General features: G+C 69.6%; 15 protein-coding genes. 5 read left to right on the top strand and 10 right to left on the bottom strand.

The window, feature by feature from the left end:
* The first annotated feature begins 48 nt into the window (after positions 1 to 48).
* Positions 49 to 1,434 (top strand): amidase, encoded by a 1,386-nt coding sequence (locus tag INQ48_09275; protein ID QRF59389.1) that lies wholly within the window; start codon positions 49 to 51, stop codon positions 1,432 to 1,434.
* Positions 1,435 to 1,446: 12 nt separating this feature from the next.
* Here the strand turns inward: INQ48_09275 and INQ48_09270 are convergent, their stop codons facing one another.
* The 5 genes from INQ48_09270 to INQ48_09250 form a co-directional block, all read right to left on the bottom strand.
* Positions 1,447 to 1,680 (bottom strand): hypothetical protein, encoded by a 234-nt coding sequence (locus INQ48_09270; protein ID QRF59388.1) that lies wholly within the window; start codon positions 1,678 to 1,680, stop codon positions 1,447 to 1,449.
* A gap of 117 nt (positions 1,681 to 1,797) precedes the next feature.
* A complete protein-coding gene (locus INQ48_09265; GenBank protein ID QRF59387.1) occupies positions 1,798 to 2,769 on the bottom strand; it encodes a ZIP family metal transporter in 972 nt (323 codons plus the stop codon).
* 124 nt (positions 2,770 to 2,893) lie between these two features.
* A complete protein-coding gene (locus INQ48_09260) occupies positions 2,894 to 3,805 on the bottom strand; it encodes a dienelactone hydrolase family protein (GenBank protein ID QRF59386.1) in 912 nt (303 codons plus the stop codon).
* 141 nt (positions 3,806 to 3,946) lie between these two features.
* The gene (locus INQ48_09255; protein QRF59385.1) at positions 3,947 to 4,690 is read right to left on the bottom strand and encodes an aspartate/glutamate racemase family protein; all 744 of its coding nucleotides are present in this window, start codon (positions 4,688 to 4,690) and stop codon (positions 3,947 to 3,949) included.
* Between the two features lie 26 nt (positions 4,691 to 4,716).
* On the bottom strand, positions 4,717 to 5,604 hold the full coding sequence (locus INQ48_09250; protein ID QRF59384.1) for a transporter substrate-binding domain-containing protein: 888 nt from the start codon (positions 5,602 to 5,604) through the stop codon (positions 4,717 to 4,719).
* Between the two features lie 247 nt (positions 5,605 to 5,851).
* Here INQ48_09250 and INQ48_09245 point away from each other — a divergent pair, with 247 nt between their 5' ends.
* Positions 5,852 to 7,063 (top strand): D-amino acid dehydrogenase, encoded by a 1,212-nt coding sequence (locus tag INQ48_09245; protein QRF59383.1) that lies wholly within the window; start codon positions 5,852 to 5,854, stop codon positions 7,061 to 7,063.
* A gap of 3 nt (positions 7,064 to 7,066) precedes the next feature.
* On the opposite strand, the gene INQ48_09240 is transcribed toward INQ48_09245, so the two are convergent.
* The 4 genes from INQ48_09240 to polA form a co-directional block, all read right to left on the bottom strand.
* Complete coding sequence (locus INQ48_09240; protein QRF59382.1) at positions 7,067 to 7,972, bottom strand: LysR family transcriptional regulator; 906 nt, start codon at positions 7,970 to 7,972, stop codon at positions 7,067 to 7,069.
* 7 nt (positions 7,973 to 7,979) lie between these two features.
* Positions 7,980 to 9,230: a M20/M25/M40 family metallo-hydrolase gene (locus tag INQ48_09235; protein QRF60670.1), complete on the bottom strand. Its 1,251-nt coding sequence runs from the start codon at positions 9,228 to 9,230 to the stop codon at positions 7,980 to 7,982.
* 117 nt (positions 9,231 to 9,347) lie between these two features.
* Entirely contained in the window at positions 9,348 to 10,448 is a 1,101-nt protein-coding gene (locus tag INQ48_09230; GenBank protein ID QRF59381.1) for a DUF1566 domain-containing protein, read from the bottom strand.
* Entirely contained in the window at positions 10,445 to 13,270 is a 2,826-nt protein-coding gene (gene polA / locus INQ48_09225; GenBank protein ID QRF59380.1) for a DNA polymerase I, read from the bottom strand. Before polA ends, INQ48_09230 begins: the two co-directional genes overlap by 4 nt.
* A 107-nt stretch (positions 13,271 to 13,377) precedes the next feature.
* Between polA and INQ48_09220 the strand changes: the two genes are divergently transcribed.
* The 3 genes from INQ48_09220 to INQ48_09210 are packed head-to-tail and all read left to right on the top strand — an operon-like array spanning position 13,378 to position 15,701.
* Positions 13,378 to 13,749 (top strand): hypothetical protein, encoded by a 372-nt coding sequence (locus INQ48_09220; protein ID QRF59379.1) that lies wholly within the window; start codon positions 13,378 to 13,380, stop codon positions 13,747 to 13,749.
* A 55-nt stretch (positions 13,750 to 13,804) separates the two neighbouring features.
* The gene (locus tag INQ48_09215; protein QRF59378.1) at positions 13,805 to 14,860 is read left to right on the top strand and encodes a homoserine kinase; all 1,056 of its coding nucleotides are present in this window, start codon (positions 13,805 to 13,807) and stop codon (positions 14,858 to 14,860) included.
* A gap of 10 nt (positions 14,861 to 14,870) precedes the next feature.
* Positions 14,871 to 15,701 carry a hypothetical protein gene (locus INQ48_09210; GenBank protein ID QRF59377.1) on the top strand — a complete coding sequence of 277 codons (831 nt, stop codon included), beginning with the start codon at positions 14,871 to 14,873 and terminating at the stop codon, positions 15,699 to 15,701.
* Between the two features lie 18 nt (positions 15,702 to 15,719).
* Here INQ48_09210 and INQ48_09205 read toward each other — a convergent pair whose 3' ends face one another.
* Positions 15,720 to 18,149, bottom strand: coding sequence for a UvrD-helicase domain-containing protein (locus tag INQ48_09205; protein ID QRF59376.1), 2,430 nt, complete (start codon positions 18,147 to 18,149; stop codon positions 15,720 to 15,722).
* Positions 18,150 to 18,239 lie beyond the last annotated feature (90 nt).

Below are 18,239 nucleotides of genomic sequence, written 5' to 3'. Positions count from 1 at the left end.
CGCATGACCACCCCGCCCCATTCATCCATCCACAAGGAGACCGAAGACATGACCACACCGCTGCACGAGATGAGCGCCGTCCAGTTGCTCGAGCACTACCGCGACCGCGTGCTGTCGCCCGTCGAAGTGACCCAGGCCGTGCTCGCACGCATCGAGCGCTGGGAGCCGAGCATCCGCGCCACCTACGCGCTCGACGCCGAAGCCGCGCTCGCGGCGGCCCGCGCTTCCGAGGCGCGCTGGGCCCAGGGCCGGCCGCAGGGCGCGCTCGACGGCGTGCCGATCACGCTGAAGGAGAACATCGGCACGCGCGGCACGCCCAAACCGGTAGGCAGCGCCGCGACCGTGCTCGCGCCCGAGACCTCCGACGCCCCAGCAGCCGCGCGCGTGCGCGAAGCGGGCGCGGTCATCGTCACCAAGACCACGATGCCCGACTTCGGTTTCCTGGGCGCGGCGCCATCGAGTTTCCATGCGCTCACGCGCAATCCATGGAACCTGGCGCACAACACGGGCGGCTCGAGTTCGGGCGCCGGTGCCGCGGCGGCCGCCGGCTACGGCCCGCTGCACCTGGGCACCGACATTGGCGGCTCGGTACGCATTCCCGCGAGCTTCTGCGGCGTGTTCGGCCTCAAGCCCAGCCATGGCCGCATTCCGGTCGATCCACCCGCGGCCGCGCGCGTGATCGGTCCGATGACGCGCACCGTGGCCGATGCCGCGCTGCTGATGCAGGTGGTGTCGCAGCCCGACGCGCGCGACTACATGAGCCTGCCGCCGAACGACATCGCGTGGCACCAGCTCGAGCGCAGCGTGAAGGGCCTGCGCATCGGCCTGTGGACCGAAACCACGGGCGGCTGGCCGATCGATGCGGAAGTGAAGGCGGCCGTGCTGGCGGCCGCGCGGCTGTTCGAGCAGGCCGGTGCCATCGTCGAGCCGCTGTCCGACTGGACCACGCCCGAGCTGCGCCTGGGTATGGCGCATTTCTTCACCATGCGCTGCCGCGTCGACCTGGCCGCGATGGCACCCGAGCGCGCGAAGCTGGCGGCCGACTACATCCACCATGCCGCCGAGTTCGCGGCCTCGCTCACGCCCGAGGAGGTGTTCGTGTCCTTCACGCGCCTGCAGGCGCTGCGCGCGGCCACCGTGGTGGCCACGCAGCCCTTCGATTTCGTGCTGTCGCCGGTGTCGCCCGGGCTGCCGTTCGCGGCCGAGGCCATCAACAGCGGCTCGCAGAACCTGCTCAAGGATTCGCACTTCACGTCGGTGTTCAACCAGTCGGAACAACCGGCCGCGTCGATCAACTGCGGTCATTCGAAGAGCGGCCTGCCGATCGGCCTGCAGATCGCGGGGCGGCGCTTCGACGATCTGGGGGTGCTGCAGATGGCGCGCTTCTACGAGTCGGTGCGCCCGCAGCAGGCGGCCTGGCCGGAGCCGGCCTGACCGCGGCCCGGTTCAGTCGGGCGCGTTCATCACCCGGTCGAACTCCTCGTCGGCCGGCACGTTGTCGGCATCGAGCTCGCTGGCATCGGTGAGGTCGATGCCGGTTTCCTCGGACAGGGAATCGGCGGCCTCCGCGTCGACGGCATCGAAGTCGTCCTCGGGCAGGCCGTCGGCATCGAGGTCCTCGTCGACTTCCTCGGGGATCGGCGCGGGGCGCGCGCTGGTGACGGCGGCTCGGGTGGTCATGGTCTTTTCCTCACGGATGGCTGGGCGAAGCAGGCCCCTATGTTGCGCCGATTTCGCGTCATCCGGAAGACGGTGCGGGTGACGGGACGTATCGCCCGCCCGCACCTGTTCAAACGATCAGTTCTTGTTCGCCTCGGGCTTGGCCTCGCCTTCGTGCGCATGGTCGTGGTCATGCCCTTCCTCGTGCGCATGCGCGGCGTGGTTGTGCCCGTGGTCGTGGCCATGCTCACCGCTGTGCGCGAGGCGGCTCACGCCCGTGACCAGCGCGATGCCCGCGATCAGCCAGGCGATCTGCCCGAGGGTCTGGCGCATCGGCAGGCGCTTCTGCAGTTGCGGGATCAGGTCGGCCAGCGCGACGTAGACGAAGCTGCTGCCGGCGAGCACGAGGAAGTACGGCAGCCAGCCATGCAGCTGGTCGACCAGCCACCAGCCGGCGATGCCGCCGAGCATGGTCATGGTGCCGGCCAGCGACACCTTCACGAGCGCGGCGCGCTGGTTGGCCGAACTCTGGCGCAGCACCACGAGGTCGCCGATGTGGTGCGGCACCTCGTGCGCGAGCACGGCGAGGGCGGCGACCAGGCCCAGGCGCAGGTCGGCGATGAAGGCCGAGGCGATCAGGATGCCGTCGCCGAAGCAGTGCACGCTGTCGCCGGTGAGCACGGCCCAGCCGCCGGCGCGCGGGCCGTGGTTGTGACCGTGGTGCGCATGGTTGTGGCCGTGCGCGTGGTCGTGATGGCCGTGGTTGTCGTAGATGGGGCCGAGCTGCGCCTGGTGCTCGGGCGTGTCGCCGCCATGGTGGTGCTCATGCCCGTGATGCCACAGCTCGGCCTTGTCGAGCAGGAAGAAGAACACCACGCCGAACAGCAGCACCGCGAACAGCAGCGCGGGCTCGATGCGGCTTTCGAAGGCCTCGGGCAACAGGTGCATGAAGGCAGTGGCGAGCAGCGCGCCCGCCGCCAGGCTCAGCAGGTGCTGCGGATTCACGCCGCCCGAGCCGCTGCGCACGCCCACGCGCAGCAGCAGCGCCGCGAGCCACACGCTGCCGATGCCGGCGACCAGGGTCGCCAAGATGATCACTATCAAGTTCATAGCTGCTTACGCAATAAGGACGCCCGATGCGCCCAGTTCCATTCATTAAAAGCAAAAAGGCCGCCCCTTGCGGGGACGGCCTTCGGCGGGAGCTGGCTCTGGGGTCGTCCTGGGCGCTGATCGCTCAGGCGACACCGTTGGCTTTGAACCAGACGGTGGCTCGCTGCCATCCGTCGTCGGCCGCGCTCTTGACGTAGCTGGGACGGTAGTCGGCATGGAACGCATGGCCTGCTTCGGGATACACGACGAAGCTCGAAGCCTTGGCAGCCGGAGAGCCATTTGCCAGGGCCGATTTCATCTTATCAACGGTGTCAAGGGGGATACCTTGATCTTTTCCGCCGTACAGGCCGAGCACCGGCGCCTGCAGGCTGGCGGCGATGTCGACCGGGTGCTTCGGCGTCAGGTCGCTGGCCTGGCCGACCAGCCGACCGTACCAGGCGACGCCGGCCTTGACCTTGCCGGTGGCGGCGTAGAGCCAGGTGATGCGGCCGCCCCAGCAGAAGCCGGTGATGCCGGCCTTGGAGGTGTCGCCGCCGTTGGCCGCGGCGTACTGCAGCGCGCCGTCGAGGTCGGCCAGCACCTGCGCGTCGGGCACCTTGCTCACGATGTCGGCCTGCAGCTTGGGAATGTCGGTGTAGCCGCGCGGATCGCCCTGGCGCGCATAGAGTTCGGGCGCGATGGCGAGGTAGCCGAGCTTGGCGAAGCGGCGGCAGGTGTCGGCGATGTATTCGTGCACGCCGAAGATCTCCTGCACCACCAGGATCACCGGCAGGCCGGTCTTGTTGGCCGGCGCCGCGGCATAGGCCGGCACCTCGAAGCCGTTGACCGTGTACTTGATCGGGCCGGCCTTGAGGCCGTCGGCCGGGGTGCTGATGGCGGTCTGCGCCATCACCGGCATGACGGCGGCGGCGTAGCCCACGCCGATGGCGGCCTTGAGCGCGGTGCGCCGCGTCGCGCCCTGCTCGGTGCTGTCGCCGGGGCGCAGCGAGTCGAAGTCGGATTGCAGGTCGGAACGGCGGTCGTCGAATTGGGGCATGAAGAGGGCTCCAGGTGAGGGATCGTCGGACAAGGGGCAGTGCGGGAAGATGCGAAAAAACGCACGCCGCAATGTAGGCGATAACGGCCCGTCCTCCCTGTTCGCGGGGTTGATGACCCCGCGCGGACGCCCTTTCGCCGCTCAGCGCGGTTCGTAGGCCCTGCGCGCCAGCGCCGCCGCCAGCACCTGCGCCGGATCGACCAGCCGCAGCCCCGCCACCGCGCTCGAGCCCGCAAGCCCCAGCGGCACCTCGGTACAGCCCATGATGATGGTGACCGGCCCGTGGCGTTCGGCCAGCCGCAGCGCGACCTCGGAGAAGCAGCGCTCGGCCAGCGCCATGTCGCCGGCCTTCACGCCCTCGAAGATGCCGCGCGCGATGGTGCGGCGCTCGTCCTCGCTGGGCACGTGGCAGCCCAGGCCGGCCTCGGCCAGCGCCTGCTCGTAGAGGCCGATGCGGTAGGTGCCCTCGGTGGCCATCAGCGCCACCTCGCCCGCGCCCTGCGCCGCCAGCTGCTGCGCGGTCTCGCGCGCCATGTGCAGCAGTTCGACCTGCGGAAAGCGCTCCTGCAGCCGCGCATGCCAGGCATGGGCGGTGTTGCAGGCGATCGCCACCGTGCGGCTGCCGAGCGCCGCCAGCCGGCCCAGCGCCTGCAGCATCGGCTCGAGCGGCTGGTGCGCGCCGCTCTCGGTGGTCGACAGCAGCGCGCCGGTGCGGTCGGGCACCGGCACCTGCGCGAGCCAGTGCTCGGGAAAGGACTGGTCGCGCACCGGTTCGCCGCGCGCACGCATCTGCTGCGCGCAGGCCTGCACGAACAGGCGCACGAAGTCGGCGCCCGCGGCCGGGCCCATGCCGCCCAGGATGCCTACGACCTGCGTGGAGACCATGTCCTCGTGTCCGATCGGCGAGCGGCTCAGGTCGCCGGCTTGTCGCTGAATTCCTTGAGGTTGTCCTTGAGCTGCGGGCTCATCGGCAGGTTCAGCGGCAGGTTCTTCGGCGGGATCGGCGACATGAACCACTTGGTGTAGAGCTTCTCGAACTCGCCGCTCTTCATCATGCCGATGAAGGTGTCGTCGACCAGCTTCTTGAAGGCCGGGTCATCCTTGGGCAGCATGCAGGCGTAGGGCTCGACCTGCAGCGACTCGCCCACCACCTCGTAGTCGGCCGGGTTCTTCGAGTTGGCGATCAGGCCGAACAGCAGGATGTCGTCCATCGCGAAGGCGACGGCGCGGTCGCTCTCCACCAGCAGGAACGCGTCGGCGTGGTCCTTGCCGAGCACGATGTTCATGTCGAGGTTCTTCTCGGTGTTGTACTTGCGCATGACCAGCGCGTTGGTGGTGCCGGTGGTGCTGGCCACGGTCTTCTTCGCGAGGTCGGCGTAGTCCTTGATCTTCGAGGACTTCTTCACCAGCAGGCGCGTGCCCGTGTAGAAGTGGTTGACCGCGAAGGACACGTCCTTGCCGCGCGCGGTGTTGTTGGTGGTGGAGCCGCACTCGAGGTCGATGGTGCCGTTGGTGATCAGCGGGATGCGGTTCTGCGAGGTCACGGCCATCAGCTGCACCTGCAGGTTCGGCTTGTTGAGCTTCTTCTTCACCGCCTCGACCACCGCGTTCGACATCTCGACCGCGAAGCCGATCGGCTTGTTGGGGCCGTCGAGGTAGCTGAACGGCACCGACGACTCGCGGTAGGCCAGCGTGATCTTGCCGGACTCGGCGATCTTGGCCAGCGTGTCGGCGGCCTGGGCGCCGGTGGCAGCGAGCAGGACCGTGGCGGCGGCGGCCATCAATGCGGAGAGTTTCATGCGAGCCTTCTTCGAGGGAGGTTGAACAGGAGGACCAGTGTAAGAAAGAGTGACTCAGGACGGCAATTCCAATAGCGGGCTGGGCCATACCCAAAGGTTATGGGCAGGGAAAACCCGTGCGGCGGGGCATGCCCTTTGGCTATGGGCCACGCCTCTTTTTGCATTTCCGCGCCGGCGGCGGCGCGCCTACAGTCGAGGCTCACCCCTTCCCTCCCCTTCCCTCTCCCGTTCCCGAAAGTTGCCTCTCATGCATGTGTGCGTGCTCGGCGCCGGCATCGTGGGCCTGGCCACCGCCTGGCAACTCGAACGCCTGGGCCACCAGGTCAGCGTCGTCGATCGCGCCGCCCCCGGCGCGGGGGCGAGCGGCGGCAACGGCGCGCAGCTCAGCTACTCGTACGTGCAGCCGCTGGCCGATCCCGCGATCTGGCGGCAGTTGCCGAAGCTGCTGCTCGCGCCGAATTCGCCGCTCAAGCTGCGCCCGCAGCTCGATCCGCTGCAATGGCGCTGGGGCCTGGCCTTCCTCGCGGCCTGCAATGCACGCACCTCGCGCGACACCACCGAGAAGCTGCTGGCACTCGCCGCCGAAAGCCGCGCCGGCTTCGAGGCCATGCAGGCCGATGCCGCGCCCGACTGCGACTTCTCGGCCACCGGCAAGCTCGTGCTGTATTCGAGCGAGGCCGCGCTGGCCGGCGCGCGTGCCCAGCTCGAGTTGCAACGCACCATGGGCAGCGAACAGCGCATCGTGCGCCCCGACGAATGCGTGGCGATCGAGCCCGCGCTCGCCGACTATGCGCGCGGCATCGCGGGCGCGGTCTACACGCCCAGCGAATGCGCGGCCGACTGCCTCAAGGTCTGCGCCGAGCTGATGCGGGTGCTGCGCGCGCGCGGCGTGCGCTTCGAGCTCGGCACCGAGGCCCGGGGCTTCGCGAAGAGCGGCGGGCGCATCGCCGCGGTGCGCACGGCCGCGGGCGACATCGAGGCCGATGCCTTCGTGATGGCGCTCGGCACCGCCTCGCACAAGCTCGGTCGCGCGCTCGGCGCCTACCTTCCGGTCTATCCGCTCAAGGGCTACAGCATCACGCTCGACGTCGATCCGACACCGGGCGCGGCGCCGACCGTGAACGTGACCGACAGCGCGCGCAAGGTGGTGTTCGCGCGCATCGGCTCGCGCCTGCGCGTGGCGGGCATGGCCGAGCTCGTGGGGCACGACGCGCGCATTCCCGCCACCCGCATCCAGACCCTGGCCGAGGCCACGCGCGCCGTGTTCCCGCGCGCGAGCCGGCTGGCCGAGCTGCATCCCTGGACCGGCATGCGCCCGGCCACGCCCACGGGCCTGCCGATCGTCGGGCGGCTCGATGGCGCGCCCTCGAACATGCTGTTCAACACCGGCCACGGCGCGTTGGGCTTCACGCTGGCCTTCGGGTCGGCGCGGCGCGTCGCGGCCGCGCTGGCTGCCTGAGAGCTAAACCCCCGCCTCCACGATCGCCTGCTGCATGCAGCGCGTGATGCCGCGCACGGCCACCGAATCGGGCCGGCCCGTGAAGCGCAGCGCGCGGATCGGCACCGGGATGTGTGGCTCGAGCGTGAGCACGTCGACCTTGGAGGTGTCGGCCGAGCGCGCGGTGCAGCCGTCGACCAGCGCCACGCCCAGGCCGTGGTGCGCCATCGCCAGCGCCGCGTGGTAGGTCTGCACCGTGACCACCGCCTGCTGGAAGCCCACGCCGGCCTGGCGGCAGGCCTGGCTCAGGCTAGTGCCCACGGGGTCGCGGCTGTCGAGGCCGATCACCGGCCGCTCGGCCAGGTCGTGCAGCGCCACCGAGCCGTTGCGCACCAGCATGCGCGGCAGCATGCCCTTGGGCGCGATGCAGACCATGCGGCTGTCGGCCACCGTGTCCTGCGTGAGCGAGGGATGCACGGCCGGGCTGAACGCGAAGCCGACGTCGGCCTCCTGCAGCAGCAGCGCCGACATGATCTGCGGCGAATGCAGCGACTCCACGCTGATCGCGTAGCCCGGATGCTTCTCGCGGAAGGCCTTGAGGGCGCGCGGCAGGATCTCGTAGCTCAGCGCCAGCACGCTGAGGATGCGCAGCTCGCCGGTGTCGGCGCCCGCGCGCAGGTTGGCCGCGAGCCGCTGCACCTCGTCGAGCTGCGCGAACAGCCGCTCGATGTGCGGGTACAGCGTGAGCGCCTCGGTGGTCGGCGTGAGCCGCCCCTTGGCGCGCTGGAACAACGGAAAGCCCAGCTGCAGCTCGGCATGCTGCAGCGTGCGGCTGACGGCCGGCTGCGTGATGTTGATGAGCCGCGCCGCCGCGCTCACGCTGCCCGTGAGCATGATGGCGTTGAAGACCTCGATGTGGCGCAGCCGCATGGCGGGGTCAGCGCACGCTGGTCTTGCCGCGCGCGATGTCCATCACCATGCGCGTGGCCAGGTACAGCCGCGGCTCGATGGAATCGATCAGCACGTACTCGGCATCGGCCGAGTGCGCGCCGAAGCCCTGCAGGCCGAAGCGCTCGATCACCGGCGCCTTGGTCTTGAGCGAGGCGAAGGCCGCGTCGGTGCCGCCGCCGGCGGCCTTGTCGTCGGCGCCCAGCGGGCGGCCGAGCTCGTCCTTGTAGATCGCCTGCGCATGCTGGGCGAGCGCGCGCGAGGCATCGGTGGCCTCGAGCGGCGGACGGCGGCGCTCGAACTTGAGCTCGACCTTGGCTTCGGGGATCAGCTGCTTCTTCACGCGCTCGTTGACCTGCTGCTCGATGCGGTCGTAGTCGGCGACCTTGAGCACGCGCACGTCGGCGCCCGCGGTGGCCGAGGCCGGGATCACGTTGCGGTTGCTGCCCGACTTCGAGATGGTCCAGTTCATCTTGAGGCCGGTGGCCGGGTCGGACAGGTCGCGCATCTGCAGGATCTGGTGCGACAGCTCGTAGAGCGCGTTCACGCCGAGCTCGGGCGCCGAACCGGCGTGCGAGGCCTTGCCGCTCACGTTGAGCGTGACCGAGGCGATGCCGGCAGTGGCCAGCGAGAGCTTGTCGTCCTTGACCGAGGCGCCCTCGAAAGACAGCACCGCGTCGTGCTCGCCGCCCAGGCGCGTGAGCAGCGCGCGAGAGCCGGGCGAGCTGATCTCCTCGTCGCCGTTGATCAGCACCGTGAGCGTGCCGAACTCCTTGAACTTGAGCGCCTGCAGCATCGCCACCGCATGGAGGATGACGGCCACGCCCTGCTTGTCGTCGGCGATGCCCAGGCCGTAGGCCTTGTCGCCCTCGACGCGGAACGGCTGCTTGTTGAGCATGCCGATGGTGTAGACCGTGTCCATGTGGGCGATCAGCATGATCTTCTTCGTGCCCGTGCCCTTGAAGGTGGCGCGCACCACGCGGCCGATCTTCTCGGGCGTGTCCTCCATGCGGTAGGCCTCGGCGCTCGGGTCGATCAGCTCGACCTCGCCGCCGAGCGCCTTGAGCTTGGCGGCGATCAGGTCGGAGATCTTCTCCAGGCCCTCGAGGTCGCGGCTGCCGGACTCGATGGCCACCAGTTGCGAAAGCGAATCGAGCAGCGGCTGCTTCTGTGCGGCGGCCAGTTCGGCGATGCGAGCGTCGGGCGCGGCGGCCGTGGCGGCGGCACCGGCCAGCAGCATCGGCAGCAGTGCGCGCGCGAAGAAACGGGAGGGGTGGAAATGCATGTTCTGGTCTCCTGACGATGATGGCGTTCGAACGCCGGATTCAAGCACGGGCGCGGTCGCGACGCGACCCTCTCATTCGCGCACGAGCCGCACGCCGAGATGCATGATGCGTGCCTCGCAGTAGATGGCGCCCTCGCGGCTCAGCACCCAGGCGCTGATCGAGGCGCGGGCCGTCGACGTCTCCGGGCTCGAGTTGCAGACGGTGGAAGACCACTGGCCCGCGCGCAACGCCTCCTTGCCCTGTGCCGGAAAGTCCGACGGGGGCAGCTCGAAGCGATCGGCCTCTCGCCGCGCGAGGCTGTTGACTTCCTTGATGGTGGGCAGGCGCCAGCCGGCCTGCTCGCCGGCGCGCTGCAGCGCCTGCACGTAGTCGTAGCGCTTCGCGCTCCAGGTGCAGCGCTTGCCGTTCCAGGTCTGCGGCTCCTCGCAGCGGCGCCACACCAGGCCGGTGTGGCGATCCTCGACCGCGCCGCCGGGCACGCCGCGCTCGTCGGGCAGTTCACGCCAGCGTCCGGCCTTCGGCGCCTCGGGGCCGCGCACCAGGCGCACGAAGAGCGGCGGCTCGCGCGACATGTCGGGGTCGCAGTCGTAGACGAAGCCGTTCGCGAAGTTCACGCACCACGGACTCGTGGGATCGCGCATGTCGGCGGTCAGGTAGAGGGCCGGCACGGTGTTCGGAAACCAGCGCGCGTCGATGACCGACTGCTCGGCCAGCGGCCGGTCGGGGCGCACCTCGGGCACGCGTTCCTTGCCCAGGTCGACCAGGCCGTGCAGCTCGGCCACGCTGGGCAGGCGCCAGTCGGCGAAACCGCACAGCCGGCTCGCGTTGACCTGCGCCACGTAGGCCACGGCATCGGCGGGCCGGCCGTTGTCGCGCTTGCCCTCCCAGACCAGGCCCGACACGCGGTCGCGCACGCAGGCTGTTCTCGGCTGGCCCGGCACGGGCTCGTAGGCCAGCGGACCCGCGCCCTGCCGGCCGTCCTGCTTGGGAACCAGGGCCAGCGGCCCCGCATCGGCGCAGGCTTGGGGCGTGGGCCAGCCCTCCTTCGTCAAGCCCAGGCAGATGCGCACGCCGGTGGGCGGCACCTTGGCCGGCACGGGCTGCGCGGCCGCGGGCGACGCGATGCACGCGATGAGAACGGCCGCCGCGACGAAGGCCCGCACCAGGCTCAATGCGCCTTGTCCCAGTTCGGCCCCACGCCGATCTCGGCCAGCAGCGGCACCTTGAGATCGGCCACGCTGGCCATGATGCGCGGGATCTCGGTGCGCACCCATTCGACCTCGGCCTCGGGCACCTCGAACACCAGTTCGTCGTGCACCTGCATGATCATCTTCGTGCCGCGCTTCTCGGCATCGAGCACGTCCTGCACCTTGACCATGCTGAGCTTGATGAGGTCGGCCGCCGTGCCCTGCATCGGCGCGTTGATGGCCGCGCGCTCGGCGCCGCCGCGGCGCGGGCCATTGGGCGAGTTGATCTCGGGCAGGTACAGGCGCCGGCCGAACACGGTCTCGACATAGCCCTGCTCCTTGGCCGAGGCCTTGGTCTCGTCCATGTAGGCCTTCACGCCCGGGTAGCGCGCGAAGTAGCGCTCGATGTAGGAGGCCGCGGCCTTGGTCTCGATGCCGAGGTTCTTCGCCAGGCCGAAGCTGCTCATGCCGTAGATCAGGCCGAAGTTGATGACCTTGGCATAGCGGCGCTGCTCGCTCGACACCTGGTCGGGCGTGGAGCCGAAGACCTCGGCCGCGGTGGCGCGGTGCACGTCGATGCCTTCGGTGAAGGCGCGCAGCAGCGATTCGTCGCCGCTGATGTGGGCCATGATGCGCAGCTCGATCTGCGAGTAGTCGGCGCTCGCGATCACGCTGCCCGCCGGAGCCACGAAGGCCTCGCGCACGCGCCGGCCTTCGGGCGTGCGGATCGGGATGTTCTGCAGGTTGGGATCGTTGCTCGACAGGCGCCCGGTGACGGCCACGGCCTGCGCGTAGTGCGTGTGCACGCGGCCGGTGCGCGGATTGGCGAGCTGGCCGAGCTTGTCGGTGTAGGTGCCCTTGAGCTTCGACAGGCCGCGGTGCTCGAGGATCTTGGCGGGCAGCGGGTAGTCTTCCGCCAGCTTCTCGAGCACTTCCTCGTCGGTGCTGGGCGCGCCGCTCGGCGTCTTCTTGACCACCGGCAGGCCGAGCTTGGTGAAGAAGATCTCGCCGATCTGCTTGGGCGAACCGAGGTTGAACGGCTGGCCCGCGATCTCGTAGGCCTCCTGCTCGAGCGCCATGATGCGCGTGCCCAGCTCGTGGCTCTGCGCGGCCAGCGTGGCGCTGTCGATCAGCACGCCGTTGCGCTCGACGCGGTAGAGCGCCTCGCTCGAATCCATCTCGAGCTGGTAGATGAAGCGCAGCTGCTCGTTCGTTTCGAGCTGCGGCCACAGCGTGCCGTGCACGTCGAGCGTCTGGTCGCTGTCCTCGCACGAATACTCGGCGGCCTTGGCGATGTCGACCTGGCTGAACGGGATCTGGTGCGCGCCCTTGCCGCAGAGGTCCTCGTACGAGATGCCGCTGCGGCCCAGGTGGCGCTCGGCCAGGCTGGCCAATCCGTGCGGCCGGTGCACCTCGAGCACGTAGCTCTGCAGCATGGTGTCGTGCGCGTAGCCCTGCACCTCGATGCCGTGGTTGGCGAACACGTGGCGGTCGTACTTGATGTGCTGGCCCAGCTTCTTCTTCGCGCCGTTCTCGAGCCAGGGCTTGAGCTTGGCGAGCACCTCGTCGATCGGCAGCTGCGCGGGCGCGTCGGGATAGTTGTGCGTGAGCGGGATGTAGGCCGCCTCGCCGGGCTTCACGCTGAAGCTGATGCCGACGATCTGCGCCACCATCTCGTCGAGCGAGGTGGTCTCGGTGTCGATCGCCGCGAGCTCGGCGGCCTCGAGGCGCGCGAGCCAGCCGTCGAACTGCTCCCAGGTGAAGATCGTGTCGTACTGGAGGTTGCTCGCGGGCGCGGCGGCCTCCATGGCGGCGCCCTCCTCCGACGGCTCGTCGAACAGGCCGCTCTGGTCGTCGTTGGCCTTGGCCGACTTCGAGGCCTTCTTCTTGAGGTTCTCCTCGATCAGCTCGGGCGGAACCGCCTGCGCCTCGAGCGACTTGACCAGGCTCTTGAAGCCGAACTGCTCGTAGAAGGGCTTGAGCGCGTCGGTCTGCGGCGCGCCGACCGGCAGGCCTTCGAGCGAGGGCAGGCCATCGACGTGGCCGGCCAGGTCGCAGTCGGTGCGGATGGTCACGAGCCGGCGGCTCAGCGGCAGCTTGTCGAGCGCCTTGCGCAGGTTCTCGCCGGCCGCGCCCTTGACCTCGGCCGCGCGCTCGACCAGCGCGTCGAGCGAGCCGTATTCGAGCAGCCACTTGGCAGCCGTCTTGGGGCCGACCTTCTCGACGCCGGGCACGTTGTCGACCGAGTCGCCCACCAGCGTCTGGTAGTCGACCATCAGGTTCGGCGGCACGCCGAACTCGGCCGTGACGCCGGCCACGTCGCGCTTCTTGCCGTTCATCGTGTCGATGATGGTGATGTGCTCGTCGACCAGCTGGCTCAGGTCCTTGTCGCCGCTGGAGACGATCACCTCGATGCCCTGCGCGGCCGCCAGCTTGGCGAGCGTGCCGATCACGTCGTCGGCCTCCACGTCGGGCACGCTGAGCACCGGCCAGCCCAGCAGCTTGACCACCTCGTGGATGGGATCGATCTGGCTGCGCAGGTCGTCGGGCATCGGCGAGCGGTTGGCCTTGTACTCGGGATACCAGTCGTCGCGGAAGGTCTTGCCGGGGGCGTCGAAGATGCAGGCCGCGTAGTCGGCGCGCACCTCGCGCCGCAGCGCCGTCATCATGTTGATCATGCCCCGGATCGCGCCCGTGGCCGGGCTCTTCGGATCGCCGGGCACGGCCCGCAGGTCGGGCATGGCGTGGAAGGCGCGATAGAGGTAGCTCGATCCATCGACGAGCAGCAGCGTTTTCTTGTCGGTCATCGGGGCATTTTGCCTGCCTCCAGGCGCCCCCGAATGTCCTTGCGGACCACGCCGCCACGGGCCCTGCGACGACAACCCCGGCACGGCGCGCCGCCTACAATCCATGCATGCCCGACTCCACACTCCTGGTTGCCCGCCGCCTCCTGCTGGCGCTGGCCCTCGCCACCCCCTTTGCCGCCGTGCAAGCGCAGAACGCGCCCGCGCCGGCACCGGCTGCAGCGGATCCCTCGCTACAGAATCAGGAGCAGCAGGCCGACGGTCGGCGCAACCAGAAGATCGAGCACCTGCACACCGAGGACAACGGCGCCTCGGTCGACGAGGTCCGCTACGGCGGCCGCACGCAGAGCATCAACGTGACGCCCAAGGCCAACATGCCCGGCTACCAGGTGCTGCCGAACGATCCGTCCGGCGCGCGTCCCAACGCGGCCGACGGCCCCGCGGGCACCTCGCCCCGGGTCTGGAACGTCATGAAGTTCTGACCGTGCGACGCATCGCAGCGGCAGCCGCATCCCAACCGCGCTGAGGGCGCTTTCCATGGCAGTCTTTACCGAAGTCGAATTCGGCGAGGCCGACGCGCTCGTGCAGCGCCTCGGCCTGGGCCCCCTGCGCGAGCTGCGCGGCATCGAGGGCGGCATCGAGAACACCAACTACTTCGCCACCACCGAGTCGGGCGAGTACGTTCTCACGCTGTTCGAGCGCCTGAGCGCCGAGCAGCTCCCCTACTACCTGTGCCTGATGAAGCACCTGGCCGCGCGCGGCCTGCCGGTGCCCGAGCCGGTGGCCGACCCGGCCGTGCAGCCGATCGACGCCCAGGGCGCGCATCCGCTGTCGGTGCCGGCCAATGCGCCCTGCGAGCTGCTGCTCGAGGTGGCGGGCAAGCCGGCCGCGGTGGTGCGCAAGCTCGCGGGCCGCAGCGAGCTCGCGCCGGGCGCCGCGCACTGCGCCGAACTCGGCGCGCTGTTGGCGCGCATGCACCTGGCGGGGCGCGACTTTCCACGCATCCAGCCCAACCTGCGCGGCCTGCCGTGGTGGAACGACACCGTGCCGGTGGTGCTGCCCCACATCGACGAGGCCCAATCCGCCCTGCTGCGCGGCGAGCTCGCCTACCAGAACCACGTGGCCGAGTCCTCGGCCTATGCCGCCCTGCCGCGCGGGCCGGTGCATGCCGACCTGTTCCGCGACAACGCGATGTTCGAGACCGGCCATGAAGAAGGCGCGGCGCCGCGCCTGACCGGCGTGTTCGACTTCTACTTCGCCGGCACCGACACCTGGCTGTTCGACCTGGCCGTGTGCCTCAACGACTGGGCCATCGACCTGCCGACCGGCCGCCACGACGAGGAGCGCGCCGAGGCGCTGCTCGCCGCCTACGAGAGCGTGCGCGCGCTCAACGCCTCGGAACGCGCCCTGCTGCCCGCGATGCTGCGCGCCGCGGCGCTGCGCTTCTGGATCTCCCGCCTCTGGGACTTCCACCTGCCGCGCGAGGCCAGCATGCTCAAGCCCCACGATCCGACGCACTTCGAGCGCGTGCTGCGCGAGCGGGTGCGGCACCCGCACGTCATGGCCCGCGCCCTCGAGCCCGTGGCCGCCTGACCCGTACCCCATGAAACTCCATCTCGTGCCGGCCAAGACCGGCGCCCAATGGGTCCGCCTCGGACTCAAGACCTTCTGGCGGCAGCCGCTGGCCTTCGTGTCGCTGTTCTTCCTGCTGATGGCGCTGATCTCGACCTTGTCGGTGGTGCCGCTGCTGGGCAGCGTGCTGGCGCCGGTGCTGCTGCCGTTCATGACGCTGGGGCTGATGGTCGCCACCTCGGTGGCCTACACCGACGAGCAGGCCGGCAACGACGGCCTGGCCGGCACGCGCCGGCCCACCGGCTCGGCGATGTTCGTCGAGGTCTTCGCCGCGCTGCGCGCCGAATGGCGTCCGCTGGTGGTGCTGGGCCTGATCTCGGCCGTGTACTTCGTGCTCGCGGTGCTGGCCACCGCGCTGGTCGACGGCGGCCAGCTCGCGCGCGCCTACCTGCTCGACGAGGCGCTCTCGCCCGAGGTGCTGGCCAGCAGCGAGTTCCAGGTCGCGCGCATGGTCCACCTGTGCCTGAACCTGCCGCTGTCGCTCGCGATGTGGCATGCGCCCGCGCTGGTGCACTGGCACCGCGTGGAGCCGGTGAAGAGCATCTTCTTCAGCATCGTGGCGCTGTTCCGAAACTTCGGCGCCTATGCGCTGTTCGGCATCGCCTGGTTCGGCGTGTTCCTTTTGGCCGGCATCGCGGTCGGCCTGATCGCCACCGTGCTGGTGGGCGTCGGCGCCGTGGGCGCGGGCTCGGGCGCCACCGCGATCGGCACCGTGCTGATCGTGGGCACGGCGCTGGTGCTGGCGGCGATGTCGCTGGCCTCGACCTGGTTCACCTTTCGCGACAGCTTCGACCCGAACTGAGCCGGGCCGCGCCGCGGCTCACACCGGCGTGAGCTTGGCCACCGACAGCGCCAGCCACTTCACGCCGTGGCGCGTGAACTTGACCTGAGCGCGTGCATCGTCGCCGGTGCCTTCGAGCGCGGTCACCGTGCCCTCGCCGAACTTGTTGTGGAACACCTGCATGCCCGAGCGCAGGCCGTGCGAGGGCGCGCTCTTCTGCGGCGGCACCGGCGGGCTCGCGAAGGTTTCCTTGGCGGCACCGCCGCCATAGGCCTTGCCGCCGCCGTAGCCACCACCGCCTCCTCCACCCGCGCCGCGCGTGCTGCCGTAGCCGTTGCCATAGCCGAAGGCCGAGTTGCCGAAGGCCTGGTTCTTGGGCGTGAGCCACTTGAGCGCGCCCTCGGGCAGCTCGTCGAAGAAGCGGCTCTTGACGTTGTAGCGGGTCTGGCCGTGCAGCATGCGGGTCTGCGAGTGGCTCAGGTACAGCCGCTTGCGCGCGCGCGTGATCGCGACATACATCAGGCGGCGCTCTTCCTCGAGGCTCTCGTAGTCGCTCATCGAGTTCTCGTGCGGGAACAGGCCCTCTTCCATGCCGGTGATGAACACGCAGTCGAACTCGAGGCCCTTGGCGGCGTGGACCGTCATCAGCTGCACCGCGTCCTGCCCGGCCTGGGCCTGGTTGTCGCCCGACTCGAGCGCCGCGTGCGTGAGGAAGGCCGCGAGCGGGCTCAGCGTTTCGCCGGTTTCGGCGTCGGGCGCCAGCGGCTCGTCGAGCAGCGGACGGCCCGGCTCGATGCCCTGGCTCGCGGGCGACTGGCGCAGCTCGTCGACCGGCAGTGCCACCGCATCGCGGCCGAAGCCTTCCTGCGTGACGAAGCTCTCGGCCGCATTCACCAGTTCTTCCAGATTCTCGATGCGGTCGGCGCCTTCGCGGTCGGCGCGGTAGTGCTCGACCAGGCCGCTGTGGTCGAGCACCAGCTCGATGATCTCGCGCAGGCTCGCGCCCTGCGTCTGTTCGCGCAGCACGTCGATCTTGGCGACGAAGGCCGTGAGGTTGGAGCCGGCCTTGCCGCCGACCGCGTGCACCGCGTCGTGCAGCGAGCGGCCCGCGGCGCGCGCGGCGTCCTGCAGCTGCTCGAGCGTGCGCGCGCCGATGCCGCGCGGCGGGAAGTTGACGACGCGCAGGAAGCTGGTGTCGTCGTCCTTGTTTTCGAGCAGGCGCAGGTAGGCCAGCGCATGCTTGATTTCGGCGCGCTCGAAGAAGCGCAGGCCGCCGTACACGCGGTACGGCACCGAGGCATTGAACAGCGCGGTTTCGATCACCCGGCTCTGCGCATTGCTGCGGTAGAGCACGGCCATCTCCTTGCGGTCGATGCCGTCGCGCACCAGCTGGCGCATCTCCTCGACCATCCACTGCGCCTCGGCCAGATCGCTCGAGGACTCGTAGACGCGCACCGGCTCGCCCGGGCCCTGGTCGGTGCGCAGGTTCTTGCCCAGGCGCTTCTTGTTGTGGCTGATGAGCTCGTTGGCCGAGTCCAGGATGTTGCTGAAGCTGCGGTAGTTCTGCTCGAGCTTGATCTGGTGGCGCACGTCGAACTCGCGCACGAAGTCGGCCATGTTGCCCACGCGCGCGCCGCGGAAGGCGTAGATGCTCTGGTCGTCGTCGCCCACGGCCACCACGCTGTTCTCGCCCGGCACGAACTGGCCCGCGACGGTGTTGCCGGCGAGCATCTTGATCCAGGCGTACTGCAGCCGGTTGGTGTCCTGGAACTCGTCGATCAGGATGTGGCGGAAGCGCCGCTGGTAGTGCTCGCGCACCGGCTCGTTGTCGCGCAACAGCTCGTAGCTGCGCAGCATCAGCTCGCCGAAGTCGACCACGCCCTCGCGCTGGCACTGCTCCTCGTAGAGGCGGTAGAGCTCGACCTTCTTTCGGTCGTCCTCGCTGCGGATCTCGACCGCGTCGGGACGCAGGCCGTCTTCCTTGGCGCCGGCGATGAACCACTGCGTCTGCTTGGCGGGAAAGCGCTCGTCGTCGACGTTGAACTGCTTCATCAGCCGCTTGATGGCCGAGAGCTGGTCCTGCGTGTCGAGGATCTGGAAGGTCGACGGCAGGTTGGCCAGCTTCCAGTGCGCGCGCAGGAAGCGGTTGCACAGGCCATGGAAGGTGCCGATCCACATGCCGCGCACGTTGACCGGCAGCATCGCCGTGAGCCGCGTCATCATCTCCTTGGCGGCCTTGTTGGTGAAGGTCACGGCGAGGATGCCGCCGGCGGACACCTGGCGCGTCTGCAGCAGCCAGGCGATGCGGGTGGTCAGCACGCGGGTCTTGCCCGAGCCGGCGCCCGCGAGGATCAGCGCGTTGCCGGCCGGCAGCGTGACGGCTGCGAGCTGCTCGGCGTTGAGGTTGTGCAGCAGCGGCAGGTCGACCGGCGGCGGGGTGCGGTCATCGGCCGCGAATTCTTCAAACATCCGTCGATTGTAGAAACCACGGCGTATGCGGGTTATATGAAGTTCCGGAAGACCTCCCCACGGGAGGCTGCGTAGAATCAATCACCGGGC

It is taken from the genome of Variovorax paradoxus (assembly GCA_016806145.1).
Classification (GTDB): domain Bacteria; phylum Pseudomonadota; class Gammaproteobacteria; order Burkholderiales; family Burkholderiaceae_C; genus Variovorax.
The sequence above is the reverse complement of the archived record's forward strand: the minus strand, read 5'-3'. Positions and strand labels throughout refer to the sequence as shown.